20 protein-coding genes and 2 pseudogenes are annotated in these 15,421 nt (G+C 41.9%); 12 read left to right on the plus strand and 10 right to left on the minus strand.

Features of this window, described 5'->3' with window-relative positions:
• Positions 1-4: 4 nt before the first annotated feature.
• The 7 genes from LC048_RS17955 to LC048_RS17985 form a co-directional block, all read right to left on the minus strand.
• Positions 5-175, minus strand: coding sequence for a hypothetical protein (locus LC048_RS17955; protein ID WP_226602568.1), 171 nt, complete (start codon positions 173-175; stop codon positions 5-7).
• A gap of 25 nt (positions 176-200) precedes the next feature.
• Complete coding sequence (locus LC048_RS17960; RefSeq protein ID WP_226602566.1) at positions 201-578, minus strand: zinc-finger domain-containing protein; 378 nt, start codon at positions 576-578, stop codon at positions 201-203.
• Between the two features lie 171 nt (positions 579-749).
• A complete protein-coding gene (locus LC048_RS17965) occupies positions 750-1,103 on the minus strand; it encodes a hypothetical protein (RefSeq protein ID WP_306048317.1) in 354 nt (117 codons plus the stop codon).
• Complete coding sequence (locus tag LC048_RS17970) at positions 1,100-1,405, minus strand: hypothetical protein (RefSeq protein ID WP_226602563.1); 306 nt, start codon at positions 1,403-1,405, stop codon at positions 1,100-1,102. Before LC048_RS17970 ends, LC048_RS17965 begins: the two co-directional genes overlap by 4 nt.
• Positions 1,406-1,416: 11 nt before the next feature.
• Complete coding sequence (locus LC048_RS17975) at positions 1,417-1,929, minus strand: helix-turn-helix domain-containing protein (RefSeq protein WP_306048319.1); 513 nt, start codon at positions 1,927-1,929, stop codon at positions 1,417-1,419.
• Positions 1,930-2,004: 75 nt separating this feature from the next.
• A complete protein-coding gene (locus LC048_RS17980) occupies positions 2,005-2,172 on the minus strand; it encodes a hypothetical protein (protein ID WP_226602560.1) in 168 nt (55 codons plus the stop codon).
• A gap of 40 nt (positions 2,173-2,212) precedes the next feature.
• Positions 2,213-2,407, minus strand: a complete 195-nt coding sequence (locus tag LC048_RS17985) for a helix-turn-helix transcriptional regulator (RefSeq protein ID WP_226602558.1) — start codon at positions 2,405-2,407, stop codon at positions 2,213-2,215.
• Between the two features lie 175 nt (positions 2,408-2,582).
• On the opposite strand from LC048_RS17985, the gene LC048_RS17990 reads away from it, so the two are divergent.
• Genes LC048_RS17990 through LC048_RS18010 form a run of 5 tightly spaced genes read left to right on the plus strand, consistent with a single transcriptional unit; the run spans position 2,583 to position 5,368 of the window.
• Positions 2,583-2,975, plus strand: coding sequence for a helix-turn-helix domain-containing protein (locus tag LC048_RS17990; RefSeq protein ID WP_226602557.1), 393 nt, complete (start codon positions 2,583-2,585; stop codon positions 2,973-2,975).
• 17 nt (positions 2,976-2,992) lie between these two features.
• On the plus strand, positions 2,993-3,610 hold the full coding sequence (locus LC048_RS17995; RefSeq protein ID WP_306048322.1) for an ImmA/IrrE family metallo-endopeptidase: 618 nt from the start codon (positions 2,993-2,995) through the stop codon (positions 3,608-3,610).
• Between the two features lie 16 nt (positions 3,611-3,626).
• Entirely contained in the window at positions 3,627-3,803 is a 177-nt protein-coding gene (locus LC048_RS18000) for a recombinase family protein (protein WP_306048324.1), read from the plus strand.
• 4 nt (positions 3,804-3,807) lie between these two features.
• Entirely contained in the window at positions 3,808-5,079 is a 1,272-nt protein-coding gene (locus LC048_RS18005) for a recombinase family protein (protein WP_306048325.1), read from the plus strand.
• A complete protein-coding gene (locus tag LC048_RS18010) occupies positions 5,069-5,368 on the plus strand; it encodes a YbjQ family protein (RefSeq protein ID WP_226602549.1) in 300 nt (99 codons plus the stop codon). The genes LC048_RS18005 and LC048_RS18010 overlap by 11 nt, the downstream gene beginning before the upstream one ends.
• Positions 5,369-5,454: 86 nt before the next feature.
• On the opposite strand, the gene LC048_RS18015 is transcribed toward LC048_RS18010, so the two are convergent.
• A complete protein-coding gene (locus tag LC048_RS18015) occupies positions 5,455-5,880 on the minus strand; it encodes a GNAT family N-acetyltransferase (RefSeq protein ID WP_226602862.1) in 426 nt (141 codons plus the stop codon).
• Between the two features lie 54 nt (positions 5,881-5,934).
• Positions 5,935-6,366 (minus strand): annotated as a pseudogene (locus LC048_RS18020) (NUDIX hydrolase); the annotation flags it as partial.
• 85 nt (positions 6,367-6,451) lie between these two features.
• On the opposite strand from LC048_RS18020, the gene LC048_RS18025 reads away from it, so the two are divergent.
• A complete protein-coding gene (locus LC048_RS18025) occupies positions 6,452-8,545 on the plus strand; it encodes a DNA topoisomerase III (protein WP_306048328.1) in 2,094 nt (697 codons plus the stop codon).
• Positions 8,546-8,669: 124 nt separating this feature from the next.
• A complete protein-coding gene (locus LC048_RS18030; protein ID WP_306048330.1) occupies positions 8,670-9,938 on the plus strand; it encodes an MDR family MFS transporter in 1,269 nt (422 codons plus the stop codon).
• Positions 9,939-10,118: 180 nt separating this feature from the next.
• Here the strand turns inward: LC048_RS18030 and LC048_RS18035 are convergent, their stop codons facing one another.
• The gene (locus LC048_RS18035) at positions 10,119-10,514 is read right to left on the minus strand and encodes a hypothetical protein (protein WP_226602544.1); all 396 of its coding nucleotides are present in this window, start codon (positions 10,512-10,514) and stop codon (positions 10,119-10,121) included.
• A gap of 199 nt (positions 10,515-10,713) precedes the next feature.
• Here LC048_RS18035 and LC048_RS18040 point away from each other — a divergent pair, with 199 nt between their 5' ends.
• The 5 genes and pseudogenes from LC048_RS18040 to LC048_RS18060 all read left to right on the plus strand — a co-directional run bounded on the left by LC048_RS18040 (position 10,714) and on the right by LC048_RS18060 (position 15,400).
• On the plus strand, positions 10,714-11,946 hold the full coding sequence (locus tag LC048_RS18040; RefSeq protein WP_226602542.1) for an aminopeptidase: 1,233 nt from the start codon (positions 10,714-10,716) through the stop codon (positions 11,944-11,946).
• A gap of 499 nt (positions 11,947-12,445) precedes the next feature.
• Positions 12,446-12,718, plus strand: coding sequence for an acylphosphatase (locus LC048_RS18045; protein WP_041964456.1), 273 nt, complete (start codon positions 12,446-12,448; stop codon positions 12,716-12,718).
• Positions 12,719-13,152: 434 nt separating this feature from the next.
• Positions 13,153-13,521, plus strand: a complete 369-nt coding sequence (gene mscL / locus LC048_RS18050; RefSeq protein ID WP_226602540.1) for a large conductance mechanosensitive channel protein MscL — start codon at positions 13,153-13,155, stop codon at positions 13,519-13,521.
• 80 nt (positions 13,522-13,601) lie between these two features.
• Positions 13,602-14,239 (plus strand): annotated as a pseudogene (locus tag LC048_RS18055) (Bax inhibitor-1/YccA family protein).
• Positions 14,240-15,067: 828 nt separating this feature from the next.
• Complete coding sequence (locus LC048_RS18060) at positions 15,068-15,400, plus strand: DUF3243 domain-containing protein (RefSeq protein WP_226602537.1); 333 nt, start codon at positions 15,068-15,070, stop codon at positions 15,398-15,400.
• Positions 15,401-15,421: the final 21 nt, after the last annotated feature.

Here is a 15,421-nt window from a genome sequence, read left to right on the forward strand (position 1 = left end):
AGGGCTATGCCTCTATGAAAATATGAACATGTTTGTTTTGATTGACCGGCAGCTGCTCTCTAACTTCTTCCGCATGGTCCTGGCATTCCGAAACACTTTCCGCATCAATAAAAGCCTTGTGGACAGTCTGGAAGCATTGGTTAATCTTAATTGCAAAATCAACCTCATATAGCATAAGTTGTCCTCCTTCTGAATAAAATTTAACGTGCCGCTTCTTTTTTCTGTTTCCTGATCAGCGTGTTATATCTATGCTTCACAGCAACAGGGGTACGGTCGAATTTTTTCGCAAGATGGACACATGTAACAAGATGAAAGTGATTTAGCAGATAAAAGTCTTCTTCAACAGTCCATGGTTTTCTGGTATATCCTTCAAGCACTAATGCTTCGTTAAACATTGAAGGCTGCTTTTCAGTGTTTTGGAAAAGAACTTCAGACAAGGATCTCATTTTTGCGCCAACTGGACATTGGGTGTTGCATATACCATTTTGATTTTTGCCATTGAACTCACAACCCTTGCACTCAGTGTCTAAAAGATTGTGTATCTTTTGCCTTATCCTTCGCTTTTCAGTGCGATTCATATTATCCCTCCTCTCTATTTCAACGCGCACCGTAATGACCAGGAAATTGTAAAGTGGGGCCATCTAAAGGGGTCAGTTAGATGTCCTCCTGGTCATTACGGCAAGAATTGAAGCTTCTTGCCCTAGATTGGTTTCTAGTGATATAGTGAATGTGGATTACTTGAACATTATTCAAGCAGTGAGTGTTGGAGCACTTGCTGCTTGCTTTTTTATGTGGACCTTTGTCCCGTTGGTTTGCTGGAACCAGATACGGATCTGCTCAATTTCCATAGCGAGCATTCTATAATGTTGTGAATCTACGATTTTTCCTGCATTGCTCAATTTCTTAGCATAGGAATTAAGAGACTGCGAAATGTAGATCATCTCCATGCCGTCGAGCTCGACTACACGATTCATCCCTCCAACCTTAATGAGTGCAATGTCAAAAAGTTGTTGCCCCATCCCCGTCAAAGTTTTTCGGTGATTTCTCATAGCATTTTTCAACATTTCTCTTTGTACAGTTAATAGATATAAACGTTGCTTCATATAACTCTTTCTCCTTCCAACTTTTTCATTAATTCAAGTAATTTGTGTGCTTGACCTCTGCTAATCCTATCTGTGAACATTATTCTTTTATGCTTTTTTGAAATCATAAAAATATAACCATATGCTGTTGTAGAAAAATAAATGGATGCAATCTTAGCTTCTGGGTCATCCTCCACATCAATTACATAGTCCTCACCAAGTTTTGAACTAGAAGATATACTCTGTAAAAGTTCCTTTAAAAGAGCGTCACCATATTTTTCACCCAGCAATGTCAATTCAGATTTTGCAACTTCACTTTCCATTTTGTTCACCCCTATTTATTTAATTTCCTGACCTTCAAGCTGAGCTTCCAGGCCTTAAAAACATCTTTCATGGAGAACCGGTATTCCCGACATAGCACCCCAACCAGGTTGATGATGCTTGCTGATGCATCCAGCAGCTCAGCGACAACCCGCTTTATGTCTTCTCTTTCAGCTTCACTTCTTGTATGTATTGGTTTCGCCCACGAAACCATGTCTAGTTGTTGCAGTGCTTCAGCTGTTTCATTTTTAACTAAGAAAACCATGCTTGCTGGATGCTGATCCACATAGTCACCATTAAAGTAAGGTATCGCTACTTCACCGGCAGCATCCTGCCAGGTGTTGAAATAAAACTCTACATCATCCAATGCTTCTGCAATCGGGCGCCGCATATCATTTGGCACCCGCCTGGATCCTGTTTCATACTTTGCTAAGCTCTCCCGCGATATTGGAAGGTCCATTGAAAGTTCTTCTTGTGAGTAACCTTGCCTTTTCCTCGCACCGGCCAGCATCTCTCCGATGACCATTATTTAATTCCTCCCTTTGTACCTAAAATAGGATATTTTTGTGACATACCAACCTGATAAATTAGAGATAATAAACTAGCTGTTAACTGACTCTTGATGTTGATCTAAATCAGAAAAGTCCTGAGAATAACTTGTGATAACAATTTTCTTTCCGGTATGCCTTGAAAGTATTCCTTCAACAATCCGAACAAGTCTTTCAGCTTTTTCAGGTGTAATAACCACTGGTTGAAAATCTTGTTTCACATTCTTCCCTCCTACCGGGTTAAAATTAACTACAAGTTAACTAGGTACTCAAAAAAATTTTATCTGGAGTCGTATTATAAACAGCAGCTATTTTTATAGCTAATTCATAGGACAGTCCACGCTTGCCGTTTTCAATTTGCCAATAATACGGTTTGGTTACTCCGATAAGCTCAGCAACTTGCTGGTAAGTAAGGTTTTCTTTTTCCCTGATTTCTTTTAATTTATTTAATTGCAATTTTCATCACCCCTCTTTGTTAACTTGTTGTTAACTGAATTATACGTTAACAACAAGTTAACGTCAATACAAAAGTTACTATTTAGTTAACTTTTTTTATAAATTTTACGTTAGCACTTAGTTAACTTATAATTAAGTGTAAATAATCTAATAAAGTTTTGATGGGATGATTAGAATGGGTTTTCCGGAAAGATTAAGAAAATTAAGAAAAGATAACCGTCTTACTCAAGAGGAGTTAGGATCTAAAATAAACGTAACAAAAGTTTCTATCTCGGGTTATGAAAATGGAAACCGAACCCCTGACACTGATACTCTTCAAAAGATTGCTGATTTATTTGATGTGTCAACTGATTACTTATTAGGGAGGAGCGACACAACTAATGTTTCTGTGGCTGGTGAAATCATCGAGCTTACCCCAGAAGAATTAAAAGTGTTTGAAGAAATGAAAAAGTACTCGATAGCTTTCCATGACCTTCAGAGTGACCCTGGACCAAAAGTTAAACAGTTAATCAAAATGTGGGAAGCAATGAAGGTCCAATTCGAAGAAATTGATAAAGACGAAAAATAACATCGAGGTTGATCACAATGATTTTAAAGGACTTTTTAATTAAAGGGACTAAAGATACATATGAGGAATTATCTGAAGAAATCTTTAACAAGCAAAAAGTAAACCACCCTAATAGCATAGATTTATACAGCCTGTGCGATTCGTTTGGAATGAAAGTGACGTTAGCCAACAGTGATATAAAAATGGACCATTCTATTGCAAGCAAAAAAGAGAGAAGAGGTCTAATATTATTAGAAAAAAACAAAAGTGAGATTGAGGAAAGACAACTTCTAGCCGAGGAATTTTCACATTTATATCTTCACCAGAAAAATCAGTTATTCATGGGAACAAGTGAATTGAACAAAATGGAGAATCAAGCTTTTAAATTGGCATCCAATATTCTTATTCCTACAAAGTGGTTATTAAACATTGAGGTGTATCCCTCGCTCAATCAAAAATTCATTTTGGCAGAAGATGTTGCCCAACAATTCAACGTTCTTCCTGAATTTGCATACAAGCGTTTAAAGTATCTAAATGAAAATTATCTATTCGACAAATCCAGTACAGGAATTCTATACAACATGCCAATGTTTGATATGCTCCCTGAGCAGATTTTTGTTGTACTTAATAAAAAGGAAAATTTTATTTTGAACTAAGAAAGAGTTGAAATAAATGAAAGTGGCAATCTATATTCGTGTTTCTACAGACGAGCAGGCTAAACATGGTTATTCAATTGCTGCTCAAGAAGAACGTTTAATTGCATATTGTAAATCTCAGGACTGGGAAGTAGTGAAAATCTATAAGGATGAAGGGTTCTCAGCTAAAGACCTAGAGAGACCGAATCTTTAAAAAGATGATGTCAGATTTAGAAACAGGGATGTTTGATGTGGTACTGGTCTATCGCCTGGATCGCCTTACAAGATCTGTACTTGATTTGTACAAGTTACTTGCTCAATTCGACCAATTTGATGTTAAGTTTAAGTCTGCGACAGAGATTTATGACACTACAACAGCGACTGGCCGTCTCTTTATCACCCTGGTTGCTGCATTAGCACAATGGGAGAGGGAAAATCTAGCCGAACGAGTCAAAATGGGGATGCTCAAAAAAGCCAATTTGGGTGAATGGTTAGGTGGAACAACTCCTTTTGGATACGAGCAAGAAAACGGTAAATTCTTGATTATTGACGATGAAGCTAAAATAGTAAAAATGATTTTCCAAATGGCTAGAACTAAAGGTATGGACTCTATTGCAAGACAGTTGAACCAAATGGGATATAGGACCCGTAAAGGGTCTGAATGGGCTGGATATACCGTACAATACATTGCTAAAAATCCTATATATATTGGGAAGTTTCGCTTTAATGATGAAAGACACCAGCTGAGGAAGCCTTTATCGGAGCAACAATTATTCGATACGGATATAGAAAATATTATAAATGAGAAAGAATTCTGGGATTTGCAGGCTATATTAGAAAAAAGAAGTGAAAATAAAGGTCGTGGAATGACAGGAGGCTATTATTTCACTTCACTCTTACGTTGTGGAAAATGTGGATCTCCTATGCAAGGAACGGTCTATAAGTTTAAAAACCCCGTAAGATCAGTAAAATACTATCGATGCAGTCATAAAACAAAAGGGCGTACATGCCCAATGCCTAATATTCAAGAAGATCGTTTATCTGATGAGTTCCTAAGGAACTTCCCTAAACTGGTTACAGGATGGATTAAGACTAATTCCATAAAGGAAAGTTCTTCAGAAGAAGCAAATGCTGATTTTTCTAAGGAACTTAAAAATGTGCAACGCCAGATGGAAAAGTATAAGATGATGTTTATCAATGATTTAATTGATATTGAAGAACTAAATGGGAAAATGCACTTGCTAAGAGATCGAGAAAAAGCATTAAAAGAATCAATGAATAGTGAGTCAGCATCTTCCAAGGAATCTTGGAGTGTAGATGAACTCGAATCCCTAATCGAAAAATTCCCACAAATTTGGGCAATGTCAACAGATGAAGAACGTAAAGTTTTGCTTTCAGAAATTTTCACTGAAATAATTATTGATGCAGATGAAAAAGCAAAAGTAAGCCCTGGTAACCCCAAGCCATTCTGGATAGAAAGTGCTAAATAAGCAGACGTCAATTAGACGCCTGCTTTTCATTATGTCCGGGGAAGCCATTATGGGTGCAAATGTGGTTCGTGACTTTCTCGCAAGTGTCACCGATGTGATTGGCGGCAGAAGTTCTGCCTATGAGAACAAACTTGCCGAAGGTCGTGAAATTGCGATTCGCGAAATGGAAGATAAGGCACGCCGCATGGGGGCTAATGCCGTGATCGGTGTCGACCTTGATTTCGAAACCTTAAGGGAAGGCATGATGATGTGCATCGCAACGGGCACAGCGGTTTATGTAAAAGAATAATACAGAAAGGTCCTGGCTTAGCACCAGGACCTTTTATTAAAATATATCTGAATACATATCGTTTTTACGAACCTAAAATTCCTAATTCAACAAGAAACCTGCCGTTTTTTAAAATTGGCGATGACAAGTCCGTTACCAACGACTGAATCATCCTGCCGCTCGAATCCAAGCTTTTCGTAAAGTTTCACAGCTGGAGTGTTTCCTGCCCCGGTGGAGACAATCATTTCTGAGTACCCCATCTGTTCTAATTGAGTGATGAGCTTTTGAGCAATTCCTCTGCGGAAAAATTCAGGGTGAACCATCATGCGGTAAATATCCAGTAACTTTCCTTCATTGATATATGAGACAGCTCCTGCCAGCTTGCCGTCGATATAGCAGCCAATGAAGGTCTCACCACATCCTTGTAGCTGTTCGAAGGTTTCTTTTAACGGGGGAATGACATCTGTGCCGATCAGGTCCGCTTCTATCCTGTAAGATTTCCTCTGAAGATCAAGCACTTCAGCACACACCATAAGCTCCTTCAGATTGATTTCCCTGAATTCAGGCAGGAACCCGCTGGTTTTTAGCTTGTTGATTATCAGCTCTTGTCTTTCTGTAAGCGAAGGAAGACTATGTATTGGGAAAAAGCGCAGCTCCTTGCTCTCGCCATCATTCATATTCAAGTCTCCTTCCCAATCCTCACAGGCATACAAAGCGATCGCATTGTAAATTTCATCGCCATTTGGATATTGAAAATAGTATTCTTCTCCAGCAACCACGTCTATAAATTTCAGCCTTTTTAAGCAAAGTCCAGTTTCCTCCAATAATTCCCTGCGAGCACTTTCCTCAAAGCTTTCGCCAGGTTCCATTGCGCCTCCGGGAATCCCCCATCTGCCGGTATCAGACCTTAACTGAAGCAGTACATCATATTCCCTGTTAAAAACAAGCACAGCGGAACCAACCAGAATGAATGGCCTGCTGCCAATAAGCTCACGGATTTCTTTAATATAATCGCTCATGTACTCCCCCATTACAAAAATGCGCCTTTTTCTATTATACTAAGTAAAGCATACGTAAAATTGTGGTGTTTTGAAAGGAGCAATCATGAAATCATTAATACTTGCAGAAAAACCAAGTGTTGCCCGCGAGCTTGCACGCGTACTTGGATGCAATAAAACTCATAAAAGCTATTTTGAAGGAAATCAATATATCGTCACTTGGGCACTCGACCACTTGATTGAATTGAAGATGCCGGAGAATTATGATCCAAAATATAAGGTGTGGAAGCTTGAGGAGCTGCCAATCATCCCGGATAAAATGGGTCTGAAGGTCATCAAGCAGACGAGCCATCAGTTCAAGGCAATTGAGCATCTTGCTGAACGCAAGGACATCGCAGAATTCATTATTGCGACAGATGCCGGGCGTGAGGGTGAGTTTGTCGCTAGATGGATCCTCGAGCGCATCAACTGGAAAAAACCAATCAAGCGACTTTGGATTTCCTCTCAAACCGACCGCGCAATCAAGGACGGATTTAAAAATCTCAAACCTGGCAAGCAGTTTGAAGACCTGTATGAATCCGCTGTCTGTCGCGCAGAGGCTGACTGGCTGATTGGATTGAATGTTTCGAGGGCATTGACAACGAAATTCAAGGATCCTTTATCTGCCGGTCGTGTCCAAACACCGACACTCGCGATGGTCCTGGAACGTGAAGATGAAATCAATAAATTCGTGCCGAAGGAGTACTGGACAATCCAGGCAAAGGTCGGATCTTTGAATGCTGAATGGGAACATAAAGGAGAAAAACGTATTTTTTCACAAGAAAAAGCAGAGCAGATTCAAAAAAAGCTTTCCAACAAAAAAGCTGAGCTCAAGTCGCTCGACCGCAAGCAAAAGTCAGAACCGCAGCCGCTTCCTTATGATCTGACAGAACTGCAGCGCGACGCCAATAAACGCTTTGGCTTCTCTGCCAAGAAAACATCTAATGTCCTGCAGGGATTGTATGAGCAGCATAAGCTCGTTACCTATCCGCGAACAGATTCCCGTTATTTGACGACCGATATGGAAGCGACAATGGCAGACCGCCTTCAGGGAATCATGTCTGGTTACCGTGAGGAAGCAAAGCCAGCACTAGCTCAAAAAGGCAAAGTCCAGGGAGCTCGTGTGTTCAATAATGAAAAAGTTACCGACCACCATGCGATCATCCCAACAGAGGAGCGGCTTCACCTTGCCGACTTGTCACCGGATGAACGGAAGCTGTACGATTTGATCGTCCGCCGATTCCTGGCTTTATTTTACCATGCTTATCAATATGAAGTGATCCATGCTAACTTCGATGTCGAAGGAGAATCGCTGTCAGCACGGGAAACGAATATTCTTGAGCTCGGTTTTAAAAAGGTGCTTGGAAAAGATGAAGACGATGCAGTCAAGCAATCTCTGGGCCACCTTGAAAAAGGTAAAAGCTATTCGGTCGACCAGATTTCTATGAATAAAAAAATGACCGAGCCGCCTTTACGCCTGTCTGAATCGGATATCCTTGCAAAAATGGAGAAGTTTGGCCTCGGTACTCCGGCAACGCGGGCGGAAATCATTGAGCGGATCATATCATCAGAGGTAGTGGAACGACAGAATGGACGGCTGTACTCGACGAAAAAGGGTAAGCAGCTCGTCGACCTCGTGAATGATGAATTGACTTCCCCAGAACTGACGGCAAAATGGGAAAAAGAACTAGAAGAGATCGCCCGCGGCAAGGGGGATCCGAAGGCTTTCAAGAAACGGATCCGTGAACAGACGGCCCGCCTTGTATCTGAAATCAAGACGAGCGACAAAACATATCGCGCCCATAACCTCACAGGCTCAAAATGCCCTGAGTGCGGTGAGTTCATGAAGGAACGCAAGACAAAGGATGGACGCATCCTCGTCTGCTCAAGCCCAGAATGCAATTTCCGCAAGCATAAGGACCCAAAGCTTTCGCAAAGACGCTGCCCTCAGTGTCATAAAAGGATGGAAATCCACAATGGAAAGGCAGGCGCCTACTTCCAGTGCAGACGCTGCAATGTCGTCGAAAAGGCCGAGGATAAGAAAAAAGGCGTATCCAAACGCGAAGAGCGCAAGCTGAAGGAAAAATACTCGCCATCCCAGGAAAACTTCGGCACCAGTCTCGGAGACTTGTTGAAAGCTGCGATGGAGGATAAGGATTAAGCTAGTTGTGACAAAAGCGGCATTGTTGCCGCTTTTTTATTTGCGATGATGCTGCTTGTAAAAAATTCCTTTGAAGTAGTATGATATTCGTTGGTTGTATTTTAGAAATAAAAGGAGCAACATCATGAGAATAAGGGATTGGGATCGCAACTTGAAGATTCGCCTGTTCGGCGAGGCTTTAATGAATATAACATTTTGGATGTTTTTTCCGTTTTTGACGATATATTTTGCTGAAAGTTTCGGTAAGGGCAACGCTGGTTTCCTGCTCGTCTTATCACAGGTCTTTTCGGTATTCGCCAATTTGATGGGCGGATATACCGCCGACCGGTTCGGGCGTAAGCGGATGATGGTTATCTCAGCTTTTGGCCAGGGAATTGCCTTCCTTGTTTTTGCCTACGCGGTTTCACCATGGTTCACCTCACCGATGCTCGGCTTCATCTGCTTTACGCTCGTCGGGATGTTCGGCTCCATTTACTGGCCAGCCAGCCAGGCAATGGTTGCGGACGTGGTCCCGGAAAAAGACCGCAGCAGCGTATTCGCGATTTTTTATACACAGATCAATATCGCCGTCGTCGTCGGCCCAATTCTCGGAGCCATTTTTTATGTGAAATACCGGTTTGAATTGATGATTGCTGTAGCAGTCATTTCCATCCTGCTTGCGCTTGTCCTTGCAAAATGGACGCGTGAAACGTTACCTGCTTCAGCCAGGCAGGTTCGGGCGGAAAATGGGAAATGGTATGACTTCCTGAAGGATCAAATTTCTGATTACAAGGTCATCGTCCAGGATAAGATTTTCCTCCTCTTCATCATAGCAGGGATTTTAGCGGCCCAAACGTTCATGCAACTAGATCTGTTATTCCCTGTTTACACAAAGGATACAGTGTATAATCAAACCGTGCTTGAACTCGGCAGCAAGGTATTCACCGTAAATGGTGAGCAGGCTTTTGGCTTGATTCTATCTGAAAATGGTTTGCTTGTTGCCCTCTTTACTGTCGTTGTAACACGATGGGTGACTCGTTTCCGCGAACGGAATGTGTTTGTTCTGTCCTCGCTAATTTATGCAGTGGCGATTTTAATGTTTGGTGCGACAAATTGGATTTGGGGACTGATTGCAGCGATGGCGGTATTCACATTAGCTGAACTGATGACTGCAGGCTTGCAGCAAACCTTCATTTCCAACCTGGCACCTGAACAAATGCGCTGCCAATATTTCGCGGCCGCTTCATTGCGATATACAATTGGCAGGACGATTGCACCAATCAGCATCCCTCTGACTGTCTGGATCGGGTACGGCTGGACGTTCACCATCCTCAGCATCCTCGCCGTTTTAAGCGCGGTGCTGTTCTGGGTTATGTTCAAGATGTATGAGAATAAGAAGGCAGCAGGGATTTAAGAAGTTGGCAGTTCGGGATAAAAGTATAAAAATTTGAAGTTGGTCGATATATTTCTATTTTCGCCAATATACTAAAGAAAGAACGCTGATAGGATGCTAAAAGTGTTCCATATATTAGAAAAACTTATCCCTTCGGACAAAAAATCCATGCAGAAACTGACTCTGCATGGATTTTCTCTATTATTTTACCTTCGCATCGCTATATTTGAATGTCATAAACACAAATAGCAGGAAGCTCAACAGCAAAGTCGATCCTCCTACTATATAAAACACCATTGTGAATGTTTCTGGCAGCGGGAATGGCTTCACGTTATATAGCCACATGCCAAGGGTTAAGCCGAAGCTACCAATGATTGCAGTCCAGACATGGAATAATGCTAGTTTTGAAGTTTTAGGCACTTCGTAGGAACGGTAGTAACTCGAGAATGCAAACAGACTCAGCCAGCCAACCACCAATATATGCGCATGGACCGGTCGGATGGCATAGTCACCGGCACCTGCCATATGAGAGCCCATGAATGCACCAGCGAATGCGTAAATTGCGGATAGCCGCAACAAGACAACATCAAATTTCATGTAAAAAAATCCTCCTATCCCCCTTTTGAATACCGCTCTATTTTACCCTAAGCTGCTATTATGAGGCTAGTTTAATAGGCTAGCAATTTTAGACAGGTCATTACCTCCCCCTTGTCTAGTTAAGTCGAATGTCTTAAGTTTCTTTTTTTCTCTAAAATCGTTACAATATAAAAGAACATTCAGAAAAGGGGCGAAATAGATGAGTGATTTCAGAACGAATTTAGAAAAATACGCAGACCTTGCTGTCAAGGTTGGCGTTAACATCCAGAAGGACCAGACACTGGTCATCAATACAATGCTTGATTCCGCTGAGTTTGTCCGTGTGGCGGTGAAAAAGGCATACGAAGCCGGCGCTAAAAATGTCGTTGTGAACTGGAATGATGACATTGTTAACAGAACAAAATATGACCTTGCACCTGATGAGGCTTTTAATGAGTATCCTGAATGGCGTGCGCGTGAAGTCGAAGAGCTTGCGGAAAATGGTGCAGCATTCATGTCCATCGTTTCTTCAAGTCCTGATCTGTTAAAAGGCGTAAAGTCTGATCGTATTGCAAACTTCCAGAAAGCGGCTGGAACGGCACTTTCAAAATATCGTAAATACATACAATCTGATAAAGTCAGCTGGACGGTCATTGCCGTTCCTTCTGAAGGATGGGCAAAAATGGTGTTTCCTGAGGACACCGCTGAAACAGCTGTTCAGAAGCTTTGGGATGCCATCTTCAAGGCAGTCCGTGTGGATACTGAAGATCCGGTTGCAGCATGGAAAAATCATGACGCTTCCCTTCATGAAAAAGTTGATTACCTGAACGGCAAGCGATACACGAAGCTTCATTATAAAGCTCCAGGTACAGACCTGACAGTTGAGCTTCCAGAAAAGCATATCTGGGTTGGAGCTGGCAGCGTGAACGAGCAAGGCAATGAATTCATGGCTAACATGCCTACTGAAGAAGTTTTCTCTGTACCGTTGAAAACTGGTGTGAACGGCTATGTATCAAGCACAAAGCCACTTAGCTACGGCGGAAACATCATCGACAACTTCAAGCTCACTTTTGAAAATGGAAAGATCGTCGGCGTCGAAGCTGAAGAAGGCGAAGAAATCCTTAAGCAGCTTGTGGCAACTGATGAAGGCTCACACTATCTTGGTGAAGTAGCACTTGTGCCATTCAACTCGCCAATCTCACAATCAAATGTGCTGTTCTTCAACACATTATTTGATGAAAACGCGTCAAACCACTTTGCGATCGGCAGTGCTTATGCTTTCTGCGTAGAAGGCGGCAAAACGATGTCTTCAGAAGAATTGGAAGAAAACGGCCTGAACGAAAGCATCACTCACGTCGACTTCATGATCGGTTCCGATAAAATGGACATCGACGGCATCACTGCTGATGGAAATGCAGAGCCAGTGTTCCGCAATGGAGACTGGGCGCTGTAAGATTGAATATGTATAAGCAAACAGCCGGACAAATTGTTCGGCTGTTTTTTACGTGGTATAGGGATTTCACTGCAAGAAGTGAGACTTGCTTCTGACAGCTTTTCTTTAGTTCTCCTGAAACTTGTCTTAATTCCTTCGTTTTCTTGACAGCTTTTCTGCTTCTGCCCTCAGACCTGTCTTAATTCCTTTCTATTCTTGGCAGCTTTTCTGCTTTTATACCCAAACTTGTCTTAATTCCTTCGTTTTCTTGACAGCTTTTCTGCTTCTGCACCTAAACCTGTCTTAATTTCCTGTCGGGTCTGCAAGCATGCAGACTCCTATCCTGGCCTATCTATGTCCTTTCTGCTCATTACCGCACCACCGGTTTATTTAAACAAAAGATAAACACTCTTTTCACTTATGCACCCCAAACCACTGTGCTATAATGAAGTTATCAAGCAATCATTACATAAAACATTAGATATATTGTTAACCTATTTGTTTATCTGGGGGCGACGTCTTGATCCAATTACAAATTATTGTGACGGGAGAGGTTCAGGGTGTGGGGTATCGGTATTATACTCAAATGAAGGCGATTCAGTTTGGGATTACTGGCTGGGTGAAGAATCTTCAGGAGGGCGGCGTTGAAATTCTAGCTTCAGGTTCCAGGGCCGATCTTGAAAAGTTCACTGATGAAGTACGCAGAGGCAATCCTTTCTCTACTGTTGATCACATTGAAGTGAACGAAACCGAGAAAACCGAAACTTATAAGTCATTTGCAATAAAATATTAAACAGGCAGAGGAATCATCCTCTGCCTTTGTTGTGTAAAGAGTAAATCTCTTTGATCGATCCATCTGGTTCATTATTTTGTCCCCCCTTCGATTCTTGAGCTTACAGGCTCGACCACAGGCTCTGTCACTTCATCTAGCAGATCATCGACCGGCTGGGTCACTATCACTACTATTCCCTCCACTACCTCGCTACCTCTTCAGAAAGACTCTCGCACGTATGCACGTGCATTTTCGAGCAATCGGCTGGCGATCATCGCCAATGAAATCCCCAATACAAGGTGAGCAAAGTCGTCTGTGATGATGGGCTTAGGGTGAATGAACAGCTGGTCACAATGGGTGAGGGATTTCAAGACCAGCAAACAACAGGCCCTATTGCTTTTTACCTCACAATCTCGCAGAATATAAGAGATATAAATTTTAGGGGGTACAATAGAATGTGGAATGAATTCAAGAAATTCGCCTTTAAAGGGAATGTGCTCGACCTGGCTGTCGGGGTCATCATCGGGGCTGCGTTCGGAAAGATCGTTTCTTCGCTTGTCGATGACATCATCATGCCTATTATAGGATTCGCTACTTTTGGAGCTACTTTTTCAGAACTGACATATAACGGGATAAGATACGGGGCATTCTTACAGTCTGTCATGGATTTCTTCCTTACGGCGCTAGCTATATTTTTCTTCATTAGAATCATTAATCGTTATCGTAAAAAAGAAGAAGCCAAACCTGCAGCACCTAAACCGGATGCCAAAGAAGCGCTTCTAGTGGAAATCCGTGATCTTTTGAAGGAAAAAAAACATCGTTAAAAATTTTTACTTGCTGGATGAAACCGACGGTACCTGTCACCCGTATACATAATCAAATAAACTTATGAGGTGACCTGTTAATGTACGCTTATTCAGATAACTCCACGATGCCATCGGTAATGAGAACTTTTGCGTTTTCCCTGCTAATCGCCTTCATTGGCACAATGGCCGGAGTCTTCGTTCCGCCAGCGCTGTTTCTCCCGCTCGTCATCATTGAGCTTGCGATGCTGATTGGCGTGTTCTTTTTACGAAAAAAGAAAGCAATCTCTTATGCATTTCTTTATGCGTTTACGTTCATCTCTGGAATGACGATGTATCCGGTCATTGCCCACTACATCGCGGTATCTGGAGCCAATGTTGTGATCAATGCGCTCGGGGGGCCACTACTGTTGTGTTCACTGGTCTCGCTATTTATGCGACTAAAACGAAGCGGGACCTCAGCTTCCTTGGCGGCATGCTGATGGCAGCATTGCTGGCGTTGATTGCTGTTAGTATTTTCAACTGGATTTGGCCGCTCAGTTCAACCGGAATGATGGCCTATTCGTTCATTGGAATACTTGTTTTCAGTGGATATGTGTTGTTTGATTTTAACAGGATGAAACACTATGGTGTGAGTCCAGAAGAAGTGCCATTGATGGCTCTTAATCTATATCTGGATTTCATCAATCTTTTCCTATATATCCTGCGATTCTTTGGGATTCTATCGAGCAACGATTAATGCTATTCAAAAGGCAGTCCTCAGTGGCTGCCTTTTTGGTTATTCCAATATTTAGCTGTAATACCAGATTTTTATTAAGTTTATTGAGTTTTCCGTTATTTCACACGGGTATATATATAGTGCAAGGTACCAATACAAAATTAGAAGGGACTGGTTAAGTTGAAGAACTTTACGGCGACTTCAGAATACGTCATTGGCTATGCAAACGGAGGAAGATTTGCGTTGCTGTCTCAAGGAACGCTGGTCTTGAATCGATGGACTTAACATCGACTAACACCATTGTTTTTGAATAGCTTGAGCAGAGCACTCCTCTAAGTTAGTCCGCAGGATATGAGCAAGGCCAATATTAGTAAGGAAGGGACTGGTTAAGTTGAAGAACTTTACGGCGACTTCGGAATACGTCATTGGCTATGCAAGCGGAGGAAGATTCGCGATGCTGTCTCAAGGCACGCTGGTCTTAAATCGATACATTTAATATCGATTTACCCAAGAGCGTAAATTGAATAGCAACAACAGAATTACTCCTCCCATCGTCCGTATGTCGGACTCAAAAAAGGTGCAGGCCAAGCGGCCCGCACCTTTTTTTGATTAAGCTCTTTTCTTATTAATAGTAACTTGCAATCCAGGAAAAATTCTACTTTGGGAATATCTCTACTTTGACTCCTATCGAGATTGGTAAAAACCATTTATCACAAACGAAAAGAGTCTTTGAGTATCACACTTCACGAGTTTTTGCATGAAACTTATAATCTGGATGTGCTCCTCAAGGTTTACAAGTTTCCGGGACAAGGGTATTTACTATATATCTTTTACAAGGAGGTTTTCAACATGGATAAAGACCATATGATTCATAAAGATGGAGAAGTCGATACTAGCAAGGTTGATAAGACCCTTGAACGGATGGATACTCAGCAGGCTGATGAGATTCTGGGTGATTTCAATGAGTTCAGGACTTATTTAAGCAAAAGGATCAAGCTTGGTAAAACTGCTGGTATGAATGAAGAGCAGCTTGCCAAAACCGCTGAAAAGGTAGCAGATTATCTCGCTGATAAAGTAACTCCGCGAAACAAAGAGGAGCAGCTGCTGCAGGAGCTTTGGAAGGTTGGCACAAAAGAAGAGCAGCACTATCTTGCACATATGCTCGTAAAATTGGCAGAATAAAAAATCGCCCGAGGGCGATTT

The sequence above is a fragment of the Mesobacillus subterraneus genome (assembly GCF_020524355.2).
Classification (GTDB): Bacteria; Bacillota; Bacilli; order Bacillales; family Cytobacillaceae; genus Mesobacillus; species Mesobacillus subterraneus_C.

Bases quoted from the DNA above. Each gene is read 5' to 3' on its own strand.
- LC048_RS17990 (WP_226602557.1), top strand. From the start codon at position 2,583: ATGGGTTTTCCGGAAAGATTAAGAAAATTAAGAAAAGATAACCGTCTT.
- LC048_RS18040 (WP_226602542.1), top strand. From the start codon at position 10,714: ATGAGTGATTTCAGAACGAATTTAGAAAAATACGCAGACCTTGCTGTC.
- LC048_RS18035 (WP_226602544.1), bottom strand. From the start codon at position 10,514: ATGAAATTTGATGTTGTCTTGTTGCGGCTATCCGCAATTTACGCATTC.
- LC048_RS18030 (WP_306048330.1), top strand. From the start codon at position 8,670: ATGAGAATAAGGGATTGGGATCGCAACTTGAAGATTCGCCTGTTCGGC.
- LC048_RS18060 (WP_226602537.1), top strand. From the start codon at position 15,068: ATGGATAAAGACCATATGATTCATAAAGATGGAGAAGTCGATACTAGC.
- mscL (WP_226602540.1), top strand. From the start codon at position 13,153: ATGTGGAATGAATTCAAGAAATTCGCCTTTAAAGGGAATGTGCTCGAC.
- LC048_RS17960 (WP_226602566.1), bottom strand. From the start codon at position 578: ATGAATCGCACTGAAAAGCGAAGGATAAGGCAAAAGATACACAATCTT.
- LC048_RS18000 (WP_306048324.1), top strand. From the start codon at position 3,627: ATGAAAGTGGCAATCTATATTCGTGTTTCTACAGACGAGCAGGCTAAA.
- LC048_RS17955 (WP_226602568.1), bottom strand. From the start codon at position 175: ATGCTATATGAGGTTGATTTTGCAATTAAGATTAACCAATGCTTCCAG.
- LC048_RS17995 (WP_306048322.1), top strand. From the start codon at position 2,993: ATGATTTTAAAGGACTTTTTAATTAAAGGGACTAAAGATACATATGAG.
- LC048_RS17970 (WP_226602563.1), bottom strand. From the start codon at position 1,405: ATGGAAAGTGAAGTTGCAAAATCTGAATTGACATTGCTGGGTGAAAAA.
- LC048_RS17965 (WP_306048317.1), bottom strand. From the start codon at position 1,103: ATGAAGCAACGTTTATATCTATTAACTGTACAAAGAGAAATGTTGAAA.
- LC048_RS18025 (WP_306048328.1), top strand. From the start codon at position 6,452: ATGAAATCATTAATACTTGCAGAAAAACCAAGTGTTGCCCGCGAGCTT.
- LC048_RS18015 (WP_226602862.1), bottom strand. From the start codon at position 5,880: ATGGTGTGTGCTGAAGTGCTTGATCTTCAGAGGAAATCTTACAGGATA.
- LC048_RS17975 (WP_306048319.1), bottom strand. From the start codon at position 1,929: ATGGTCATCGGAGAGATGCTGGCCGGTGCGAGGAAAAGGCAAGGTTAC.
- LC048_RS18005 (WP_306048325.1), top strand. From the start codon at position 3,808: ATGATGTCAGATTTAGAAACAGGGATGTTTGATGTGGTACTGGTCTAT.